Origin of the sequence: Sulfidibacter corallicola (genome assembly GCF_017498545.1) — a bacterium.
GTDB classification, from domain to species: Bacteria; Acidobacteriota; Holophagae; order Acanthopleuribacterales; family Acanthopleuribacteraceae; genus Sulfidibacter; species Sulfidibacter corallicola.
Map to the genome: position 1 here is coordinate 2,073,922 of NZ_CP071793.1, position 19,642 is coordinate 2,093,563.

16 protein-coding genes are annotated in these 19,642 nt (G+C 59.4%); 8 read left to right on the top strand and 8 right to left on the bottom strand.

Translation table 11 applies throughout. The annotated features are described in order from the left end of the window. Window positions 1–237: 237 nt before the first annotated feature. The 4 genes from J3U87_RS06110 (at window position 238) to J3U87_RS06125 (ending at window position 6,320) form a co-directional block, all read left to right on the top strand. Window positions 238–2,766 (top strand): flagellar hook-length control protein FliK, encoded by a 2,529-nt coding sequence (locus tag J3U87_RS06110; RefSeq protein ID WP_237382145.1) that lies wholly within the window; start codon window positions 238–240, stop codon window positions 2,764–2,766. Between the two features lie 583 nt (window positions 2,767–3,349). Further along, complete coding sequence (locus J3U87_RS06115) at window positions 3,350–4,660, top strand: OmpP1/FadL family transporter (RefSeq protein ID WP_237382146.1); 1,311 nt, start codon at window positions 3,350–3,352, stop codon at window positions 4,658–4,660. Window positions 4,661–4,800: 140 nt separating this feature from the next. Beyond that, window positions 4,801–5,292, top strand: coding sequence for a DUF2147 domain-containing protein (locus tag J3U87_RS06120; RefSeq protein ID WP_237382147.1), 492 nt, complete (start codon window positions 4,801–4,803; stop codon window positions 5,290–5,292). A 5-nt stretch (window positions 5,293–5,297) separates the two neighbouring features. Beyond that, complete coding sequence (locus J3U87_RS06125) at window positions 5,298–6,320, top strand: glycosyltransferase (RefSeq protein WP_272932467.1); 1,023 nt, start codon at window positions 5,298–5,300, stop codon at window positions 6,318–6,320. Window positions 6,321–6,850: 530 nt separating this feature from the next. Here the strand turns inward: J3U87_RS06125 and J3U87_RS06130 are convergent. The 4 genes from J3U87_RS06130 to J3U87_RS06145 form a co-directional block, all read right to left on the bottom strand. Then, the gene (locus J3U87_RS06130; RefSeq protein ID WP_237382149.1) at window positions 6,851–7,333 is read right to left on the bottom strand and encodes a hypothetical protein; all 483 of its coding nucleotides are present in this window, start codon (window positions 7,331–7,333) and stop codon (window positions 6,851–6,853) included. Between the two features lie 560 nt (window positions 7,334–7,893). Continuing rightward, window positions 7,894–9,522 (bottom strand): PQQ-binding-like beta-propeller repeat protein, encoded by a 1,629-nt coding sequence (locus tag J3U87_RS06135; protein ID WP_237382150.1) that lies wholly within the window; start codon window positions 9,520–9,522, stop codon window positions 7,894–7,896. A gap of 115 nt (window positions 9,523–9,637) precedes the next feature. Next, window positions 9,638–10,663 carry a succinylglutamate desuccinylase/aspartoacylase family protein gene (locus tag J3U87_RS06140; RefSeq protein WP_237382151.1) on the bottom strand — a complete coding sequence of 342 codons (1,026 nt, stop codon included), beginning with the start codon at window positions 10,661–10,663 and terminating at the stop codon, window positions 9,638–9,640. A 114-nt stretch (window positions 10,664–10,777) separates the two neighbouring features. After that, a complete protein-coding gene (locus J3U87_RS06145) occupies window positions 10,778–12,232 on the bottom strand; it encodes an ATP-grasp domain-containing protein (RefSeq protein ID WP_237382152.1) in 1,455 nt (484 codons plus the stop codon). Window positions 12,233–12,748: 516 nt separating this feature from the next. Here J3U87_RS06145 and J3U87_RS06150 point away from each other — a divergent pair. The 3 genes from J3U87_RS06150 to J3U87_RS06160 are packed head-to-tail and all read left to right on the top strand — an operon-like array spanning window position 12,749 to window position 14,319. Beyond that, window positions 12,749–13,165: a hypothetical protein gene (locus tag J3U87_RS06150; RefSeq protein WP_237382153.1), complete on the top strand. Its 417-nt coding sequence runs from the start codon at window positions 12,749–12,751 to the stop codon at window positions 13,163–13,165. A 3-nt stretch (window positions 13,166–13,168) separates the two neighbouring features. Beyond that, window positions 13,169–13,651, top strand: a complete 483-nt coding sequence (locus tag J3U87_RS06155) for an RNA polymerase sigma factor (RefSeq protein WP_237382154.1) — start codon at window positions 13,169–13,171, stop codon at window positions 13,649–13,651. Beyond that, on the top strand, window positions 13,648–14,319 hold the full coding sequence (locus J3U87_RS06160) for a hypothetical protein (protein WP_237382155.1): 672 nt from the start codon (window positions 13,648–13,650) through the stop codon (window positions 14,317–14,319). The genes J3U87_RS06155 and J3U87_RS06160 overlap by 4 nt, the downstream gene beginning before the upstream one ends. A gap of 37 nt (window positions 14,320–14,356) precedes the next feature. On the opposite strand, the gene J3U87_RS06165 is transcribed toward J3U87_RS06160, so the two are convergent. Further along, the gene (locus J3U87_RS06165; RefSeq protein ID WP_420038256.1) at window positions 14,357–14,698 is read right to left on the bottom strand and encodes a low molecular weight protein tyrosine phosphatase family protein; all 342 of its coding nucleotides are present in this window, start codon (window positions 14,696–14,698) and stop codon (window positions 14,357–14,359) included. A 255-nt stretch (window positions 14,699–14,953) separates the two neighbouring features. Here J3U87_RS06165 and J3U87_RS06170 point away from each other — a divergent pair, with 255 nt between their 5' ends. Further along, window positions 14,954–15,535, top strand: coding sequence for a heme-binding beta-barrel domain-containing protein (locus J3U87_RS06170; protein WP_237382157.1), 582 nt, complete (start codon window positions 14,954–14,956; stop codon window positions 15,533–15,535). Window positions 15,536–15,658: 123 nt separating this feature from the next. Here J3U87_RS06170 and J3U87_RS06175 read toward each other — a convergent pair whose 3' ends face one another. The 3 genes from J3U87_RS06175 to J3U87_RS06185 form a co-directional block, all read right to left on the bottom strand. Next, the gene (locus J3U87_RS06175) at window positions 15,659–16,993 is read right to left on the bottom strand and encodes a c-type cytochrome (RefSeq protein ID WP_237382158.1); all 1,335 of its coding nucleotides are present in this window, start codon (window positions 16,991–16,993) and stop codon (window positions 15,659–15,661) included. Next, window positions 16,993–18,402 (bottom strand): c-type cytochrome, encoded by a 1,410-nt coding sequence (locus J3U87_RS06180; protein ID WP_237382159.1) that lies wholly within the window; start codon window positions 18,400–18,402, stop codon window positions 16,993–16,995. Before J3U87_RS06180 ends, J3U87_RS06175 begins: the two co-directional genes overlap by 1 nt. Before the next feature lie 167 nt (window positions 18,403–18,569). Further along, the gene (locus tag J3U87_RS06185) at window positions 18,570–19,346 is read right to left on the bottom strand and encodes a hypothetical protein (RefSeq protein ID WP_237382160.1); all 777 of its coding nucleotides are present in this window, start codon (window positions 19,344–19,346) and stop codon (window positions 18,570–18,572) included. Between the last annotated feature and the right edge of the window lie 296 nt (window positions 19,347–19,642).

Sequence of the window (19,642 nt, forward strand, 5' to 3'; positions counted from 1 at the left end):
GGCTTTGTTTCGCTTCGATCGGGACGCGTCGTCGGTAGGCTGAATCCCTACTTATCACCCGCGATTCCAGGGACGGAATCCCAAAGATGTTCTTTTACAGCCAGTCCGGCGGGTTCCCTTTTTGTCGATGAAACCGCAACGTGCTGGATCTGTTTTGTTTGTGTTGGCTTGCCAAGGGAATGACCAAGCCTCGATTCACGGGAGCGATCGTTTCGCTGCCCCTGAGGAGTGTGGTTCATGATGATTTCTGCTCAAGATTCCGAAGGTGCCGGGCTCAAAGGCCTGTTCGGTAAGAAAGGAAAAGCGGGAAAAACGGCAAAGGGTTTTTTCTTCGGTTTGTTGGACGGCGCGGTCAAGGCCGGGGTAAAAAGTGCCGGGCCTGGTGGCAAAGGCGAAAAAATTGCCGGACTGGGCGGCGTTGGCGGCAAGGCCGGCAAGGAGCCGGGCAAGAGGCTCGGTCTTGGAACGCCGCTCGAGGGGAGTTCCTTCAAGGTGGTCAAACGCGGTACCGTGACCGCCGAGGATGTTTTGGCCAAGTTGAAGAAGTTGCTTCAGGGCCTGAGTCGAGAAGACCTCGCCAAGTTGGACTTGGACGAGGCACAATTACCTGGCCATTTGGAATCACTGCTCAAGAAAGCGATGGCCGGATTTGGTGAGGAGAGCCCATCGGATGCCGGTGATGAGAAATCCAAGGCCAGTGACAAGAAGGGTCCGGCACCCCTGCCGCTGAGCGAACTTTCCGCGAAGCAGGAGCACAAATCCGCGGCCGTGTCGAATCCGTCTGAGAAAGCGAAAGCGGAACCTGCGGCGGGTGGAAAGAAGGGCGGAGAAACCCTGCCTGCGTTTGGGAAGGAAGATCCGGTACAGAGCAAAAAGGCCGGAGCGAACCAAGAGGCCCTCGACACCTTGATCGCCAAAGCGAAAAAACAGGCGGCAATGCAGATGGGTGGCGCCGAGAACGGCAAGGCCGGCGCTACCGCCACGGGAGAGGCCGTCGCCGCAACCGCGGGCAAGAAGACAAAGAATTCCACGGCTGCTGAAGTCCCAGCCACGCAACGAGGCGAGGCCAATGCGAAAGTAGGCGTCTCCACCGGACACCGAGATTCTGGCAGTGCGTTCCCAACGGCTGGCAAGGAAGCCCCTGACCAACCGCTGGGCAGAAATGTGACTGCCAACGCCGGCGACACTCCGGCATCGCGCCGGCACGCCGTGCGTGGGTTGACCGGACGATCCGCGAACGAGGACCTCGGCCGGTTTGCCGGGACTTCCGCGAAGGTGGCGTCCGACAAGAACGCCGATTCGATCTTCGAAATCGGAAAAGGTGAGAAGGCGGCCAAGGCGCGGGGGTCGGTCAAAACTTCGGATCCATCGCCTCATGATGCCCGTTTGGCGATCAAACCCTCCGACAGAGGCGAGTCCACACCGAAAACGCTTGCGGCCAAGTTGGGCGCGGGTGCGGTCAATGGTTTGGCGACCCGGACTGCGGCCGAAGGCGGCGAAACATCGTCCGGGAAACCCGAATTCCTGCAATCTCATGGGGCAAAGGTCACCGAAGTCCGCTACGAAAAGACCGCGATTCCCACTCGAGTCAAGGGAACAGGGCAGACCACGGCGGACGGCAAAGATTCGAGCCCCAAGTCGAATGTGGGGAAATCCTCGGCTTCGCTCAAAGACGGTATCGCCGGCGAGCCCACCGAATCACCGGTGCCCGCCGAACGGAAAGCCGGGATTCGCGAGGCTTCGCGGTCCACCGATCATCGAGGTATCGTGAGACAGCGTCCCGACCTTCAACCCGACGCCAAACATGTCACCGATTCGGCGACTCGGAAATCCGGCGAAGCGGAAACCTCGAGTGAATCGCGCCAACGGTTTTCCGTCGATTCCGGCAAATTGGAGAAGGCCAAGGTAGGCGTGGCCGAAGGCACCACCAACCGGATGAGCAAGTCGGTGGAAGTGAGTGGCGCCGCGGCGAAAGCCGAAACGAAGGCTGAAGAACTCAAAGCCGCCGACCGCCGGCGCGAACCGGATCGACGATCCGTGCTTCGAGATGCGCCGACCGTCGCCCAGCGAACGCCGGCAGGTGATTCGCCGATGGGCGGCAACGGATTCGGTGAATCCCTCGGCCAACGAGGGGAATCGCCGTTGGCGCAAACCGGCCGCAGCGTCGGGCAGCGGGTCGCCGGAGGAGATGCCACCCATTTCGCGGCAGTCCAAAACCAAGCGACCCAACAGGCCGCCCAAACCGGTGACATTGGCAAATCGGCTGCAGGTGGAGAGCAAAGCCTGCCCCAACCCATGTTCCAACAGTTGGAAGAAGGTCTGGAAGAGGCCTACCTGGTGCGACCCAAATCCGTGAGTGTTCAGCTCAAACCGGCCGAACTGGGTGAGGTCCGCGTTCAGGTCAAAATGGAGGGAGATCAGCTCCAAGCCCAAGTGGAGGCCAAATCCGCCAAGACAGCCGCGTTGATTCGCGAGCATCAGGCCGAACTGGAACAGCGCATGCGCGAACAGGGCATCGAATTCGAACGATTCGAAGTACGCGAGGACGGCCACGACCATCGAGAGGAGAACCGTGAGCGTCGCTCCGGACAGGACTCATCGCCCTTTGCCGATGATCGGTATCATCGATCGAAGGGAGAGAGGGGGCAGCGTGCGTCGGCCAATCGAGGGAGTTCGGCAACGACCGAGTCTGTAGAGGAAGCGCAGCCCGCGACCCAGCCGCTCTCGACCCAAGATCCGACGAGACCCATCGACGTCACCATCTGAAATGAAACCACGACCAATCACCTAGGATCCGGCCGAGGCCCCATGCGGTGCCCTGCGATCTGCTTTCCGGGGAAAATCCATCAAAAATGGGGAAATTCGGCCTGGAATGATCCATTTGTCAGGTTTTCTGCGGGTTTTCAAGACAGAAGCGCGATCTATGCGTTATGATGACTGAACGGTTCCTCAATTCTTGACCTTTCGGCGATGACGCTTTCCGTCGCTCGCCCCAATCTTCCCGTAACGGCTTTTCGATGGCGTTTCGCACTCGCTCTCTCCTTTTCCATTTCCTCGATTTTTCCAATCGCACCTGCCAGGCCTTTTTCCTGATGCAAACCCGTGCGGTTCAACGTGTTTTGCCGCGGAAAACTCTAGGAAATTCCACCGTCAGGTGGTTAAATGAGGGACATTTTCCAGCTTCGCCACTTTCGGAAATACCATGTACCGTTGTGCTCACCGGGAACGGTCGACTTGGGAAACCTGCCGATCGCGGTATTGCGATCGCTCCCTCATGCTGCTGATCCACATCGGCGATTGCATGAATTTTTGTTTTTTTCGATATCTGTATTGATATCTGGAGGAATTAATGAGCGTGAATCGACATTTATTGGGGCTTGTCCTGTTGCTGCTTTTGACATTTGGGTCCTCGCTTTACGGCGCCGGTTTCGCCCTTTACCAAAGCAGTGCTCGGGGACATGTCCTCGGCGGTCTGACCGCCCACGGCGATGATGTCGCCACCCTTTTTTACAACCCCGCCGGCATTACCGAACTTAAAGACGCGGAGTTCATGTTCGGCGTGACCTTGATCTCCCCCGATGCGGATGTGGAACTGACCAATATCTACACCGGGAACACCTCCAAGGCGAATACCGAAGAAAAGTTGTTCGCCCCGCCCCACATCTACTACAGTCGCCCCCTGCGCAACAATTTGTGGCTGGGTTTGACCGTCGGTTCGCGCTTCGGCCTCTCTTCCGAGTTCGAGCGAGATTTTCCCGGCCGCTACAACAGTTACAACGCCGAGATTGTCACGATGGAAATCAATCCCAATATCGCCTGGAAGGTCAACGACAAGTTCTCCCTGGCATTCGGGATTCGCGCCATGTACATGGACGTCACCCTGGAAAGTGCCACGGATGCCGGTGCACTGTTGGGGCTGCCGCCCAACAACCCCGACACCGATACCTACGACGTCTACGAATCCATCAACGGTGACTCCCTGGGTTATGGCTTCGATGTCTCCGCATTTTACAAGGCCAGTGAACGGTGGTCGTTCGGGGTGTCCTACTTCAGCGAGGTCAACCAGGAAGTGGACAACGGGGTGGTCAACTTCGAGCGCCCCGATGGTTTGCCCGACGGCTTCTTCATGGATTCGCCCGGCGTCGCCGAGTTGGACCTGCCGGCGTTCGTGTTCTTGGGTGCGTCCTATCGGGCGCCCTCCAAGAGATGGAGCCTGGGGCTCGGCGCGGTCTACACCGGTTGGGAATCCTTCAAGGAGATTCGCCTCGAGTTCGATCGTCCGATCGTCGTCATCCCCGGACTCGGTGCCGCCGTGACCGAAAGCGTGTCCGTCGAAGATTGGCGCGATGCCTGGAAGTGGAGCATCGGCTACGAGTTCATGCTCAACGAGGCCTTCGACATACAAACCGGCTTCATCTACGACGACTCTCCGATTCGCGAAGAGAACCTGGACTACCGGTTGCCCACCAACGACCGCATCGTCTACGCCGTGGGCGTTCGCTACAAGCCCGGTGTCTGGACCTTCGATTTGGGCATCAACTACCTGCAGCTCAAGGACCGCACCATTCCCGACCAACAGCTCGAGGACGGCGTGCTTCCCTCGGAAGTGTCCAACGGCGAAGCCTGGTTGATCGGCATGTCCGCGAGTCGGAAGTTTTAAGAAAGAAATATCTGAACCGAGCTTCCGGTTAACCAGATAGGATCTGACAATGGACGGCGCGCGGTTTACCGACGCGCCGTCTCGTCGTTGGGCCGAAGCTGTCGGTGCATCTCGATACAGAGGGGATAGAGAACATGGCAATGAGTGATCAAGCGAAAAAGATCGGATGGGTGTTTGTGCTGGCCGCGCTGGCGTCGTTTTCACCCGCCTGGGCTGAAGACGGCGATGCGATCGTTGGCGTCTGGTTTACCGATAACGACGATTCCAAAGTGGAAATTTTCAAGTGTGGCGAGCAATATTGCGGCAAGATCATCTGGCTCAAGGAACCGATTTACGCTGCCGACGACGAAATGGCCGGTCAGCCCAAGGTCGACCGCGAAAACGGCAAGAAGAAGTTGCGGAATCGTCCCATCGTGGGTTTGGAAATCATGACCGGTTTCACGTTCGAGGAAGGTGAGTGGTCCGGCGGCAAGATCTACGACCCCGAGAAAGGCAAAACCTACAAGTGCCGCATGGAGCTTTCCAGCGACGGCGCCCTCAATGTTCGGGGCTATATCGGCATTCCCGCCCTGGGCCGAACTACCAAGTGGACCCGCAAACCCCAAAACGAAATGAAAAACGAAAACGGCTGACCGGAATGGCGGATGGCCCCGCGATTTCCGTTGTCATGCCGGTTTACAACGGCATGCCGTTCCTACCTGAAACGCTGGATTGCCTGCTGAACCAGACCGAGTCGAACTTCGAGCTCGTCGTTGTGGATGACGGTTCCACCGACGCCACTCCCTCCATCCTGGCCGAAGCCGCGCGGCACGACCGTCGCATCCGCGTGATCTCCCTGGCACACGGCGGCATCGTGAGCGCCCTGAATGCCGGCCTCGCCGCGGCACGAGCGCCCTTGATCGCCCGGATGGACGCCGACGATCTCTGCCTGCCCGAACGCTTGGCTCTCCAGCGCCAGGTCCTCGAGGCCGACCCCGAGCTGGGTCTGGTGGCCTCGCAGGTCGCCTACGGCGGCGATGCGGCCGTGAATCGCGGGTTCGCGCTGTTCGTGGATTGGACCAACGGCCTCGTCGATCCCCGCGACATTCGTCTGAAACGCTTCGTGGAAACGCCGCTGATTCATCCCACCGTGATGTTCCGCCGCGAATGCGTAACCCGATTCGGTGGCTACCGCGATGGCGACTTTCCCGAGGACTACGAACTCTGGCTGCGCTGGCTGGATCGCGGCGTGCGCATGGCCAAACTCCCTCGTGAGCTGGTGACCTGGCGCGAGCGGGAAGACCGGCTGTCCCGCGTTCATCCGCGCTACTCCGAAACTGCCTTCTACCGCTGCAAGGCCGAATACCTGGCTCGTTATTTGTGCGAGGAAGCCGGCCCCCATCGTCGCGTCGCCGTGTGGGGTGCGGGACGCACCACGCGCAAGCGCGCCGCCTTTTTGGCGGAGTTCGGGGTCACCATCGCGGCGTTCATCGACATCGATCCCCGCAAGGTGGGCCAACGCATCGGCGGCGTTCCGGTTTGGGACAAAGAGTCCCTGCCCGATCCCGGGGACACGTTCGTGCTGGCTTACGTGGGCAATCGAGGAGCCCGCGACCTGATTTCCGCACACTTGGAAGAGAGAGGATACCGCGAGGGCCGAGACTATCTCCTCGCCGCGTAGCCACGTCCTGCCACAGCGGCGGAAAAATCCCGACTGCGCCTCTCTCTTGAAACGAATCCGTTTGGAGTGCCCGAATGGCGAGAGATCCGTCGTGCCCGGTAGGTTCAGCCGCCGGCTGAACATGTGGAAGCAGGCCAAGCTTCGGAAGATCGAGCGGTAAAAGCCTGTTGAGCGGAAGTGAATTTTTTGGTCTCGGGGTGAAGCAGGCCGGGCTTCGGAAGATCGAGCGGAAAAAGAGCGAAGCAGAAAAGTCGGGTCTCCGGATCTCTCAATGATTGATTTCGAACTATGCCAGGTCGCTTCGATTGGTTGAGCACGGCCGGTATGGCAAGCTGCTATACCGACCGTGCTCAACCTACATGCTTTACGTCTCTTGCGCGCATGCGGGCTTTCCGAATCGGCTCGCTTCGATTGGTTCCTATCCTGAGAATTCTGTGTGTCGAAGGCCGATGTTCGGTGTTCCGGACCTTCGGCAAACCGGCCCTCGGCCTGAGCGGCGACTGTGCTGTGTCGTGTGTTTCGCGCGACGGTCACCGAGATCCGGGAATCGGCGGTGGCGGTGGCGCAGGTTCAGGCTCGATATCTGGCCCCTTGGGTATCGGCGGCGGCTTGGACGGTTGATCTCGAGACTTTGCCGAGTTGCGCTCGCCGGCCATGCGTCGTTTGTACGCCGCGTAGACGAGACCCACGACCAGCACGTAAAGAATGAACTCGATCGTACTGTTGGCGATGTGGTCGTGCGTTGCCCGCTCGAAATGCATGAGCCGCATGCCGCCGTGTGGGGCGCCGGGCTTCGCGAATGAGGTGATCCGTGAAATAAAACCGGTAGCGATTCCGGCGAGAAGGTGGATCATCCACAACGAGAGCTGGATGGTAAAGAAGGCTTTGCCCATGATCCAAATGGGCCGAGCCTTCTGAAAAAAGGAAAAGGCGAACCATGCGATCAGTGCAATGACCGTGTAGAAAGCGGCGTGCTGAACTCGTGTCATCACCATCGAAGCGAGCCGGATCACGTGGAAATCCTCTCCGATGGGAAGGGACCGGGCGGAGAACCCGTACTGCAGCATCGACCACGAAAGGCCCAACGCAGCGGCCGCATACAGCAACGGCACGAAGCATTGGGCGATGACCTTATCCTGGCCGATCGATCCGGGAGAAGCCGGCTGTTTGCGGGCGGCCCGATATCGAGCTGCACACATGTACCCGAAAAAGGCGGGGGGCGAAAGAAAGAGGCCCTTGACGATGTCGGGCAGCCATATCGGAAACGGCTTCGAGAGCAGCATGAACTCGATGACGATTCCGACAAGGAGCGCGATGATTGTGACCGCGGAGAAGAAGCGTTGGGGCGATTGAGTCCAACAAGAAGAGGTGGCCGAATCGCCCCGACGATGATAGTCACGGACGAGGTGGGCGAGCTGCGAAAGTGCTCGTGCGGTTTCGCGGAGTAGTTTGTTGACGCTTGCCAATGAGGTTCCTCGAAATCAGTCGTTGCGGATTTGGATCGGTGTCCTGTTGTGGGTGGCGCGAACGTCTGGCATTCGAGGCCATTTTCGGCGAACCTCCACCGCGGCGATCAACCTCCGGAAGATTCACTGTCGTTCGGCTGCTGCTCTTCCGCCGAGGTAGGCTGCGGTTCCGCCGGCTGTTCCGGCGTCTCGGTGCCCGCCTCGCCGGATGGGTTCTCCCGCAATTTCACCCGGAAACACGCGGCTTCACGAGCGTTGCGCACCAGTAACAGGTCGCCGGCCAACGATGGTGGATTCCAGCTTTTTCCGTTGAGGGCCTTGACGCGGTGTAGTTCCGTGAGTGCTTCCGGTTTGGGATCGATCAGCACCAGCTCGCCTTTTTCCGACGAGACCAGAAGCAGGTCCCCCACCAGGAGCATTTGACCGTGACCGTAGCGGCCGCCCTTCCAGCGCCGTTCCCCGGTGTTCGGGTCGATGCAGACCATGATGCCTTCGTCGATACCGTACACGAAGCCTTCGTGTTCGATCATGACCGCGAATTTCGATTTCAGGAAGCGGTTGTGCCACACCTCTGTAGCCTGCCATTGGTCGTTTTCGCGGCTGAGTTGGAGCAGGCTTGCGCCGATTCCGTAGCCGCTGGAGACCAGCAGGTGGGTGGCGTCGATCGTGATCGGAATGGAAACCGTCGGTTGGAAGGTGGGCCAGGGGAACGACCACAGCGTGCCGCCGGTTGCGGGATCGAAACCGTAGACCATTTTTTGTGCGAACATGACCAATTGATCGACACCGTCCAATTGCAACAGGGCCGGCGAGCTGAAGGCGCTCGAATCGCCGGAGGCCGTCCAGACCGGGCCACCGTCGTCGAGCTCGTAGGCGGCCAGCGTGCCGGCATCGCCGATGCCGAGGCTGACCACGACCCGGTCGTCGACCACGAGCGGTGAAGCGCTGGAGCCCCATTCCGGGGGTTGGGTTCCGAGTTCCTGGAAGACCTGACGCGACCAGATCTTTTTCCCGTCCGCGAGCTGTAGGCAAACCAGGTTGCCCAGGCAACCCATGGCCAGAACGCGGTCTCCGTGGATGGTGGGGGTGGCGCGGGGCCCGGTACCGCCGATCGGGGTCGCGTGCCGGCCCGCTTCGCAATGGGACCACGCTTCCTTACCCGTGGCGAGGTCCAGGGCGATGACGCACTCCGATTCGCCCCGCTGAACTTGGGTGACCGCCAGGTTGCCCTGGATCGAGAAGGCCGACCAGGCCGGATCGATCGGTTGGCGCCACAGAAGTTCGGGCGGGTGCGTGTCCCAGGCGCGGTCCAGATGGATATCGGTCAATTTGGCATCGCGATTCGGTCCCTGGAATTGGGGGTAAGCGGCCACGGCCGCAGTGGTCTCCTCCGTCTGCGAACGCGTCTTGACCGTTTCGGTGCTTTGCCAGCGCGGACGGAATTGGGGAACCATGTCCCCGCTGGGGTGAATCTCGAACGCCGCGTTGAGCAGGACCACGAAGACGGCGCAACCTGCCAGGGCGCCCAGGCGCATTCGCCAGGGGATCCTCGAAAAGAAGAGCAACCAACAAAGAGTGAGAAACAGGCCGATGACCACGCTCAAGGCGCGGTGGAACTGGGGCTGGAGCGAGATCGCCTCACCGGCCACTTCGAGCAGGATCACGAACGCGATGATGATGGGCCATAGGATGAGCATCGGCCACCAACGGGGACCTTTGCCTTTGCCGCGGGACATGGGGAGCCTCCGATCGGAAGTAATGGTGTTTGGGCCTGATTCTAGCCAGGTTTACCCGATCGGGGAGAAAAAAACCGCGATTGCGACGAAAAGGGGCATGACCGGGCCGTATCGATCACTCGTCTTCTTCGCGCCTGCGGAACAGCGCCAGCGATTTCGAGTCGGCGGTCAGACCCAGGTGCAGAATACGGGCGCCGGTCTGACCCACCGGCTCCACACTCTTGCCGATGACGATTCCGTCCTGGGGTGCCCGGTACTCGCGCGTGACGTCCCCGAACACGTTCGTCAGCCGGGCGATCACCTGGTTGGTTTTCACCTCTTCGGTGACATTGGGGAACACTTCCAAAAGACCGCCGTGATCGGTGTAGATCCAGTATGAGTTCTCGCACAGCACCGGTGCCGGCCCCAAGGCCCGGTGGCGCTTGCGCATCATACCCACCTCGCTCAACACGGCGCGCAGCCCGGCCAAGGACAGCCGGATGTACTCCTGCTGAAACCGGTGAGGGTTGCCGATTTCCACCGTAATCGCCGGGATCCCCATCGACATCGCGTGACCCCTCAAGGTGCCGTCGGACGGTGGGTTGTGCAAAATAATCTGTGGTCGCTGGAGATAGGCCATTTGGGCGGTGGTCTGGTCCGTCATGTCCGCGCGGACGTACAGGCTGTTGATGCGTCCGAAGCTGGCGGTGTGTAGATCGACCAGATAGTTGAAGTGGCGAACGATGCGCTCGCTGAACCGATGGGCGTACACGCTCGAATCGTTGCCGTCGGGACGGCCGGGCATGATGTTGTTGAGGTCCTTGCGGTCCGTGAAGGCGCGTGTCCGCGCGTTGAAACCGGGCACGTTGACCACGGGGACGGCGACCACGGTGCCGCGCAGGCTTCGATCCAGTTTGGCGAACAAGCGGTGAATGACGGGGATACCGTTGACTTCGTTGCCGTGCAACGCGGCGGTGATGCCGAACGTGGGGCCCGGCCGTTCGCCGCGATAGACCAGCACCGGTACCCAGATGTTGCGACCCATGCCGTCGTGGGTGAGAACCACGCGCAAACGCGAGATCGTCCCGTGGGGCAGTGAATCGATATCCAAATGGTCGACCAATTTGGCACTGTTCAGCGTCCCGATGTCTTCATTCGTCACGGTGCATGCCTCCCTTTGTGTGAACGCGCATCTGGCGAGCGATCCTGGCGATGATCGTCCCCTTCGGTATGGAGCACTGCCAAGGGGGGCCGGAAAGGATGGGCGGGGCTTCCTTCACGTATGCAATCGACAGATTTCGTCGGCCAAACGATTGTCGGGGTTCACGGTACCGAAGAATCGATATTTGAATTTTCCCTTGGAACTGACCAGGCTGTCGGCCATGCGGTCGATGGCCGTCGTGGCCATCACCGTCTGGAGGTAGGACTCGATCAGGTCGTCCAAACCGATGCCCAATCGGTTGAAGTCCCGGTTGTCCATCAACAGCAGCCGCTCGGTCTGGGTTTTCCATTGGCCCTCTTCGTCCCTGTAGGACAGGTTGGTGCCCAACATGTCCCACGAATCTTCCGATCCTTCCAGTACGCCGATCAGCGGTTTGGGTGAGCGGCGGGCGTAGATGGCCACCGGAAAGAAACCCTGATCGCCGGAACCCACCATGAAGCGCAGGTCGGCGACAAAAATGCGGCCCTTTTTGTCCGGGACCGTGCCCAGGTGGTAGAGCGACTCCCTGCCGCGCGAACTCCAGCCGCTGTTGCCGATCAAGGACTGGACAATGAACCGATCGTAGCGTTGCTCCAAATCCATGAAATTTTGCAGTTCGCGGTTGTTGACGATGGTCCACACGCCCTGTCCTGCGTTGGAATAAGGGTTTTTGACGACGGCGATGCCGCCCATGCGTTGCACCCACATGGGAATCGATTCACGCGTCACGTCCCAAATCGTTTCCGGTGTGCGAATGGCCAGCCGGGTCGCGTGCATACTGCCGTTGTAGAAGTCGTAGGCTTTGGATGCCAGCAGCTTGTTGCGCCCGCCGGCGAGACACCCGATTACCGGATTGAAAATCAGGGTCTTGGTGAGCGGGGGAATGCGGGTCCAGGGGCGCTGGGTGACGTAGCGGAGCGCGGCGCGGATGGGCTGCCACATCCCCGCCTCGGTGCGAATTTCCAACACGCCCTCCGGGGTGAAGCGGGCAGGCGGATTCTCGTCATCGGCGAGAAAGGGCACCAGGTGGACGGGCTTGTTGGTGAGATCGGCCAGCGTGGCCGCGTAGGCCGACGCTTCCATGTGGTTCTTGTCGTAGAGAACCGCCAGCCCGCCTTCCGGCAGGGACCGGCGCTTGAGTGCCGGCACGAAGGCTCGTTCCAGCAGGAGCTTGTAGCCGTTCTGCTCGTCCATGTCGCGAATCATCGGCATCGATTTCTGGCCCGAGGGGCAACTGTTCGTTTCGATCACCACCACGCGGCGGTTGCCGCGATCGTTGGTGACGCAAAACAGGTCGGCACCCGACCAGCGCATGTATTTCATTTGCTTGGATAATGCCTCCTCGACCGACTCCCGGCTCACTTCGGGGTGAAGGTGGCAGTAGCGCTCGGCAATTCGAGAGTTTCCCAGCGAAAGAAACCCGGCCACCAGTGGGTGCAACTGGGCATTCAGCACGCGTGGATAATAATGGTTCTCTGGCTCGAATTGTCCTGGTTGGACCATCGTGGTCTGGTGATGTGTTTTCCTCATAAGTGTTGCCTCAACAGGGAGTCAGGGGCCAGGCCCAGGGGTCATACCCACCCAGGGGAAAAGTGTGCCACGGGTCAATACGGCGGACAACTGCAACGTTGCGTAAAAACGAAAAAAGCATCTAAGTAATTTGAAGTCAGTTAGATACCTTGTGTTTTTTCGGTTCGGGTCTAGGGATGAACCCATCTCTCCGATTCTCGCGCAATGTTGTCGTAAGCCTTGTGATCCGAGTAACCCGCATCACCTTAACCGATGTTCCGGCCGTGCACCGGGTGGGGATCCCCATGACCCGGAAGAATCGCTCGGTGCAAGATGGGCGACCATCGTAGCGGGAGCGGAAAAGGTGACGTGCGGTGCGATGTCGTTTTTTGACTTTGTTTATGTGCTTTACGGGTTATGGGAAGAACAATTTGGAAATTCGTGCAATCAAATCCAGTGCTGTTTCGTCATGGGCAACAGAAACGCGGAGACACCCGATCCACGAGTGGTTCCGCCATCTCATTTCAGGAGTCGCACATGATGCACCAGATGATTCGTCGCAGCGTTCGTTTTTTTTCGATCGCCATCCTGAGTTTTTTCGTGATCTCCCTGTTGCCCGCAACCGCGGCGGACGATCCCAACATCCCCGCCAAGACCAAAGAAAAGGTTTTGACCGCCCTGACCGCCCACATCCAATCGGTTCAGGCCAAACACCAGGGCAGTTTCCCCGTCTTGGATTTCACCCAGGGTAAGGTGATCGACCTGACATTGGAGAAGGTTCACGCCGGCGTCGTCAAAAAGGGGGACGATGGTTTTTTCGTCAGTTGCGCCGACTTCCGCGGCAAGGATCGCGTGCTCTATGATCTCGACTTTCTCGTCGACGAGAACTTCGAAGTGGTCTTGTCGTTCCTCCACAAGAAGGACGGAAAAAAATACAACTACGAAGTAGAATGACCCATGTTTTCGAATGAGGAGTTCCAGCGATTCTACCGCTATTGCCTGGCCCTGACTCGCGATCCGGACCAGGCCAGCGACCTGTTGCACGACGGCCTGGTCAAGTTCCTCGCCAAACGTGCGCGTGTCACGTCCGAACCTGGCGCTTATTTCCGTCGCATTCTGCGCAATACGTTCATCGACGACTATCGCGCCGCGGTTCACTCCGCCGGGCAACTGTCGTTCGATGAGAACGTCACGCCCCTGGATGTCGCTTCGGAGTTGGAAACCACACTGGTTCATGCGGATACGGTTCAGCGTCTGTTGGCACAGGTCGGATCGACGGATCGCGAGCTCCTCTTCCTTTGGGCCGTGGAAGGCTACACCATGGCCGAAATCGCCGAATTGACCGAAGTACCGCGCGGTACGGTATTGGCCAGGCTCCACCGCCTCAAATTGCGGTTGCGTCGTTTGCAGGCGGGAACGACCGTGGGAGGTGGGCGATGAAAGAACCCCTGAAGCAGGTGATTCGAAATCATTACGATTCGGCGAGCCTGTCCGAGGATCAACTTGCGAAGCTGCAGGCCCTCCAGCGCGCCGCGGCCGCTTCCACCCCGACCGAGGCGACCGAGCCGGCCGGCGCCTCGCCGGGAAATCCATCCGCCCGTCGGCGTTCCACCACCTGGCGGTTCGGCATGGTCGCGGCGATCCTGGTTTTTCTGCTCGCAGCCGTCGGGTACCTGTCCTTGCGCCGTACGGCGGAACGCGAAGCCCTGGTCCAATCGATCGTAGCCGAGGTGGCGGCCAACCATTTGAAGGAGTCCTCCCAAGAGGAACCTCTCGAAACCCTTGTCGCGTTGCGCCACAAACTCGAAGAGCTGCCCTTCTTTCTGATTGCCTCAGAACACATGCCCGAGTCGAAGTGGGCGTTTTCCAATGGAAAGTACTGCTCCATTCAGGGGCAAATCGCGGCCCAACTCCATTATGCGCCCATCGATCGACCCGAAAACCGTTTCACCCTTTACCAGACCCTCTGTCCGGAAATGTTGGCTGGTGGTCGTGCCATCGGCGACCTGTCCGAACCACGCATCCTGCATCATGCCGGTCTGGAGTTGACCCTGTGGCGCGAACGCGATTTGTTGCTGGTGTTGGCCGGCGCCGAATCGCCCCGCTGAGGATGGCCATTGCATGTAGTGGTTGGGAGATCGCCGTTCAGACGTCTTGATCCGGTATTTCGAGGTGACGGGACACCGAATCCTCGATCAGCCCGATCAATTCCGGATCCATGTAGTGATAGTCGTCCGGGATGTCCAGGACGACTACTTTCTTGTACTCCAGCAAGCGACCGAACTGGGCTTTCAGCCGGTTCTTGTGGGTGTATTCCATCACCATGACGATATCGGCCCAGCGAAGATCCCCCGCGTTGACGGTTCTCCTGGCGTTGGGGCTGGTTCCCGCCGACCGCACCTCGAGAGCGGGGTGGTTCCGATACATGGTCTCGGCGGTTGGGCTACGCCATTGGTTTCGGCTACATACGAATAAGACTCTGATCATGCCGCGATCATAGCATCTAGACTTGGGTGTATGCGATGTGTAGATAACCGGTTTGTTTATAGATGGATAAGGTGTCGGTTTGGATTGGGGGCGGTTATTCGGCACTCCATGCAGCGTGCTTGACCGCGGTCGCCAGAGTTCGTCGCGAGATCGCGCAGGAGGCTGGAAGCCAAGCGGGCTCTTTTCATTGCAATGCCCTCGGATTTAGGGTTTGATGGTTCTACCTTCATCCCCCACGACATACGGAGGTCCGCGATGACCGAGAAAGATCCCACTGCGGAAGTGAACTACGGCCCTTTGGCCGCCCTTATCGGGACCTGGCAAGGCGACAAAGGTCTCGATCTCTCTCCCGAACCCGACGGAACCGAGGAAAACCCCTACTACGAAACCATTGAATTCCAAGCTGGTGGCGACCTGGAAAATGCCGAAAAACAGACTCTGGCGATCGTGCCCTATACCCAGATCGTTCGCCGCAAATCCAACGACGAAGTCTTCCACCACGAGGTCGGTTACTGGCTCTACGATGCCGAAGCCGACCTGGTGATGCACTCGCTGGCCATCCCCCGCGCCGTGTGCGTGTTGGCGGGCGGCTCCCATAAGGGTGAGGCGAGCGGAGAAAACGGACTCGTTCTCGACGTCTCGGCCAAATTGGGCGATCCCGATTGGGGCATTTTGCAATCGCCCTTCATGCGGGAAAACGCCAAGACGGTCGCGTTCAGCCACGCCATCACCATCAAGGGCGACCACATGTCCTATCGGGAAACCACCTACCTGGAGATCTACGGCAAATCCTTCGACCACGTCGACAGCAACGAACTGACGCGCCAAAAAGCCTGATCCCACTCGATCCGTGCGCGCCTCCAACCGTGTTGGAGGCGCACCGCAATGACGGTGGCGGTGCCCATCCGGCCAGTCTATCCTGGGAGGAAGACCGTTTCGAGTCGCCGAATGGGCACCATTCTAGGGAGCACCGCCTTGTTGTGAGGGGTTCAGAATGAAATCGGCAATGGCCTTCAATTCTTCGGCGGGCAGCATCATCGGCGGCATGGCCGGATAATCGTCTCGTTTCCTGCCAGGTGCTTTTGCCCAGGAGACGATGCCGTCCGGATCGTTGGGGTAGGCGTCGCGGATTTCGCTGAGCGGTGGCCCGACCCGACGCTGCGTGTCGTGGTGACATGCGGCGCAGGCACGTTGAAACGCCAGCCCTCCGTCGATCGAGGCGCCTTCCGCTTGGGCGACGGCCTGTTCTTCCGCGCTGAGGATTCGCGCTTCCTCGCTCAGGGCCAGGTATCGCTCGGTTTTCTCTTTCATGGCCGTTTGGTGGGAAGCGAGTGCCTCGGTTCGGTAGCTGTGACGGCCCCAGGCCATCAGCACCACCGTAAGGGACAGCGCGAGGGCGATACGGCTGAAATATCGACCGACTCGCTCGGGCTGCCCCTCGATTTCCCGCCACAACCAATACATGGCGGGTAGGGCGCAGGCCACGCCACAGAAGATCGTGACCACCATAGGCCACGAAAAACCGTGACTGGGCAGGGTGAAAAAGACCAACGGACCGACGAGGAACTGGGCGCCCGTCACCGCGAGTGCCACCGTATACAGCCTTTTCAACAGGTCGGGACGCGAAAGTCCTGGCAGACGCTCGGAAAAGTCGTAGGCCGATCGTTTCAGGTACCCCACCAGGAACAGGCTCGTCACGGCCAAGCTGGCTCCGAGGAAGTGGAAGTAGCGCGGCCACACGTTCGGCAGCATCAAGGCCGAAAAGAAACCCTTGACCTGCAGCCAGCGATCCGGAAACAGCATGAGGTTGACGTTGGCGAGGAACACGAGCGGGATGAACAGCAGGATCGCCATCGCGAGGCCGATGATGAACAGGTGCAGGCCCTTTTTCGCCTGCAAGACCGACCATGCGTATTTATGCAGGTAGATCAGCAGGAAAGCGATGGATACCAATGGGATGACGAGGATCCAGGCCACCCCGGTCAAGGCGTTCGCGGTGTAGAAGTACACGGTGTAGAGCACGTTCAGCAGCAGTAACGGGGCGACGCCCAGGACCACGGCCATGCTCTTGTTGACCGTCACCGTTTTGGCGATTTCCAGGGCCAGTCGATCGTAGGCCGGTCTTTTCAGGCCCATCAACTCGAACACGAAGGTCAGCAGCACGCCACCCAGCATCAGGTTGACGAACAGGATGTGGGCGAGAAAACTGACGATCAACAGAAACACGAGCAGCGGTTCCGGGGCCGGTAGGGGCAGCGGAATGTCGTGGGGGATGGGGGTTCCGGTCGGGTTCATCAGGGCAACCTCCCTCGATCGTGAGACAGTCGGGCGCCGTCGTTTTGCGCGCCGGGCAGGGTGTCTCCGTTTTTCTGGAGAAAGACCAGGTAGTGGGCGAGGGCTTCGCGCTCGGCGTCATTGCCGGGGAATGGCGGCATGTATCCTCGGGTGTGGTGCATGATGTCCACGTATTGCGCGACCAGGTTCGGATCCCATTCGGCATCTCCGTACATGCCGCGCAAGTTGCCGGCGATCGAGTTGACGCCGTTGACCGTGTGGCACCGCGTACAGGCCAGCATGAACACCTCTTTGCCCGCGCGGACCCGGTTCTCCGGGGTGATTTCGCGCACCGTGGCGTAGGTGGCGTGTTTCAGCAGCCCGTCCTTCCTGAATAGCGGGTAATCCTCGACCCGAATCCCGTTGGAGTACAGATACTCGCCGATCGCATAGGGCTTGCGGATGAACTCCCGAACCCGTTCGAAGTGCGCCAACAGAAGGAGCAGCAACAAAAAGGGGATCGCCGATACCAGCGCAGGCGTTCGGTATTTGCCGCGCCATCCCCACAGGGCTACGAGGGTCACGGTCCCGCAGGCCGCGAGGATGATGTACAGCAGCGCATTGTACCAATCGGAAAACGTCTGGGTCGTGTTGGCCACGGGCAGATTGCCCATCATCACGTCTGGAACCATGTGCCAGTAGGACATGGCCCCCAGCACGGTGAACGGAATCCAGTACAGGATCCAGGTGGAGATCGCCTTGGTGGCCTTGAGCCGGAAATCCCGATCCTTGCCCACGAAGAAGGGCGTCAGCAAGAGTCCGGCGGCACCGCCCATGACCATCGCCAGAGGCGAACGCAGGGCCAGTTGAGGCAAATACAGCGGGTTGAGCACACCTTGCAGGAAACTGCGATCGGTCATCCAATTACCGGGGTCCATCATGAAGCCGAGGATGGAGGTAATGATGGCCATGGTCAGCCAGGAGGCGATCGAGAGGCCGACACCAATCCAGATGTGCTTCTTTTTGTTCGTTTTCGATAGCTTCTTCCAGGTCAGGAAATAAAACAGGATCATGGCGACTTCGGTAACGAACACGACCCATTCCGAGAACCAGGCCCAAAAAAAGACGCGAATCAGGCTGCCGATCGCGGCCGGATTGACCAGGGACGCCGAAAACCAGATACCCACGCCGGTCATGGCGCCTACGGTCGTGGTGACCAGGAAAAAGAAAAACAGGATGCGGTAGGCCAACCTGTCCCATTTGGCGGAATCCTCGGGTGAGGTGCAGCGGTAGCCCTTCCACTCGAGCAGGGTGACCAGCGGAATGCCGCCGACGGCCATGGGGTGGTTGATGAGGACGTGCACGATGGCGATCACCGCGATTAAAAACCGGTTGTTCAAAAAGTCCATGTGAAACAGGGGAAAATCCATGCGGGCCTCCCTTGGCTTTTTCAGGAAGCCATTATGGGAGGGGGCCGATCGGCGCGTACATGCAGCAAATTGTTGCAGCGCCCACGCCCGGGTCGGGTCGCGGAAATATCCCCGGTCTCACCGGGAAAAGATCATGTGGATAGTGGAAGTCCTGCTTGCCGGGACTCCTACGCGTCGGGGTCGGCCTGGCAGAGGCGGCGAAGCGCCTGGCTGATGCCGACCTCGATCGGAAACCGGCGTTCCAGAAAGGAAAGGATGGCCAGGGCCGATTCGCGGTTTCGGTCGTAGCCCTGCAGAAACGCGGGCAGGTGTGCCGCCAGGGCCGGAAAGCGAAGCTCGAGCCGGCGGTCGGCATTGAACGGGTCCCTGGGCGCATTGGTGGCCGCCTCAGTGCATTCGATCAGGTCGATGACGCGATCGAGGGCGTGGCCCTGAATGAACTTCATGGCGGAGCATCGTTCACCGCGATGGTGCCGCGACAAGCCCACCCACAAATTCGTCAAGGCTTCGCCGAGCAGCCACTCGATCGAGGGCGGGGTTTCTTTTTTCGGGAGGTACCGCGGGATGGCCAGACTGTCCTGGACGCCCTCGGCCTTCCACACGATGCGACCTGGCGCGAAGGGAATGCGATCCAGTTCGGCTTCCTCGAACACCGCGAACTCGCAAAAGACCCCGTCTTCGTAGAGCAATTTATATCCGTCGACGGTGTTGGCGAAATGGAAGACGGCCGGCGCGATGTCGGTCAGCCAGGAGAGGTCGCAAAGGTAATCGGTCTTGCTGCCGGGGCGAACGATGACAAAGAAGTCGAGGTCGGAGAAGCGGTCCAGTCGATCGCGTTCGAGGCCGACGGAGCCGAGACCGATGAGACACAGCGCGGTGGTTCTCTTGGATAGGGTGCGGCCGATGTCATCCAAACGGCGCAAAAGCGAATCGGGCTGGTTCATGGGGTGGTGTCCTTCGGTGGGTGGTTTCGCTTATTTCTTTTTTACCACGGAGGTCGCAGAGAACGCAGAGATAGTAAGCCGCGTAGGTGGAGGTTGGAGTTTATATGTGCATGATGTTGAGTTTTGAGTCTTGGAGATCGGTAGGTGAATTTCTGCAAATAATTTTTTGCCACAGGGTGGCTGAAAAGACTAAGCCTTCCTAAACAGGGAAGAAACACTGCGTTGGCTTTCAGGAGCAGGACGATTTTGTCCACGAATCACTCGAATTACACGAATCAAAGCAACTCCGCGGAATG

Bases quoted from the DNA above. Each gene is read 5' to 3' on its own strand.
- J3U87_RS06110 (WP_237382145.1), top strand. From the start codon at position 238: ATGATGATTTCTGCTCAAGATTCCGAAGGTGCCGGGCTCAAAGGCCTG.
- J3U87_RS06165 (WP_420038256.1), bottom strand. From the start codon at position 14,698: ATGATCAGAGTCTTATTCGTATGTAGCCGAAACCAATGGCGTAGCCCA.
- J3U87_RS06115 (WP_237382146.1), top strand. From the start codon at position 3,350: ATGAGCGTGAATCGACATTTATTGGGGCTTGTCCTGTTGCTGCTTTTG.
- J3U87_RS06160 (WP_237382155.1), top strand. From the start codon at position 13,648: ATGAAAGAACCCCTGAAGCAGGTGATTCGAAATCATTACGATTCGGCG.
- J3U87_RS06175 (WP_237382158.1), bottom strand. From the start codon at position 16,993: ATGAACCCGACCGGAACCCCCATCCCCCACGACATTCCGCTGCCCCTA.
- J3U87_RS06120 (WP_237382147.1), top strand. From the start codon at position 4,801: ATGAGTGATCAAGCGAAAAAGATCGGATGGGTGTTTGTGCTGGCCGCG.
- J3U87_RS06180 (WP_237382159.1), bottom strand. From the start codon at position 18,402: ATGGATTTTCCCCTGTTTCACATGGACTTTTTGAACAACCGGTTTTTA.
- J3U87_RS06170 (WP_237382157.1), top strand. From the start codon at position 14,954: ATGACCGAGAAAGATCCCACTGCGGAAGTGAACTACGGCCCTTTGGCC.
- J3U87_RS06150 (WP_237382153.1), top strand. From the start codon at position 12,749: ATGATGCACCAGATGATTCGTCGCAGCGTTCGTTTTTTTTCGATCGCC.
- J3U87_RS06185 (WP_237382160.1), bottom strand. From the start codon at position 19,346: ATGAACCAGCCCGATTCGCTTTTGCGCCGTTTGGATGACATCGGCCGC.
- J3U87_RS06145 (WP_237382152.1), bottom strand. From the start codon at position 12,232: ATGAGGAAAACACATCACCAGACCACGATGGTCCAACCAGGACAATTC.
- J3U87_RS06125 (WP_272932467.1), top strand. From the start codon at position 5,298: ATGGCGGATGGCCCCGCGATTTCCGTTGTCATGCCGGTTTACAACGGC.
- J3U87_RS06135 (WP_237382150.1), bottom strand. From the start codon at position 9,522: ATGTCCCGCGGCAAAGGCAAAGGTCCCCGTTGGTGGCCGATGCTCATC.
- J3U87_RS06155 (WP_237382154.1), top strand. From the start codon at position 13,169: ATGTTTTCGAATGAGGAGTTCCAGCGATTCTACCGCTATTGCCTGGCC.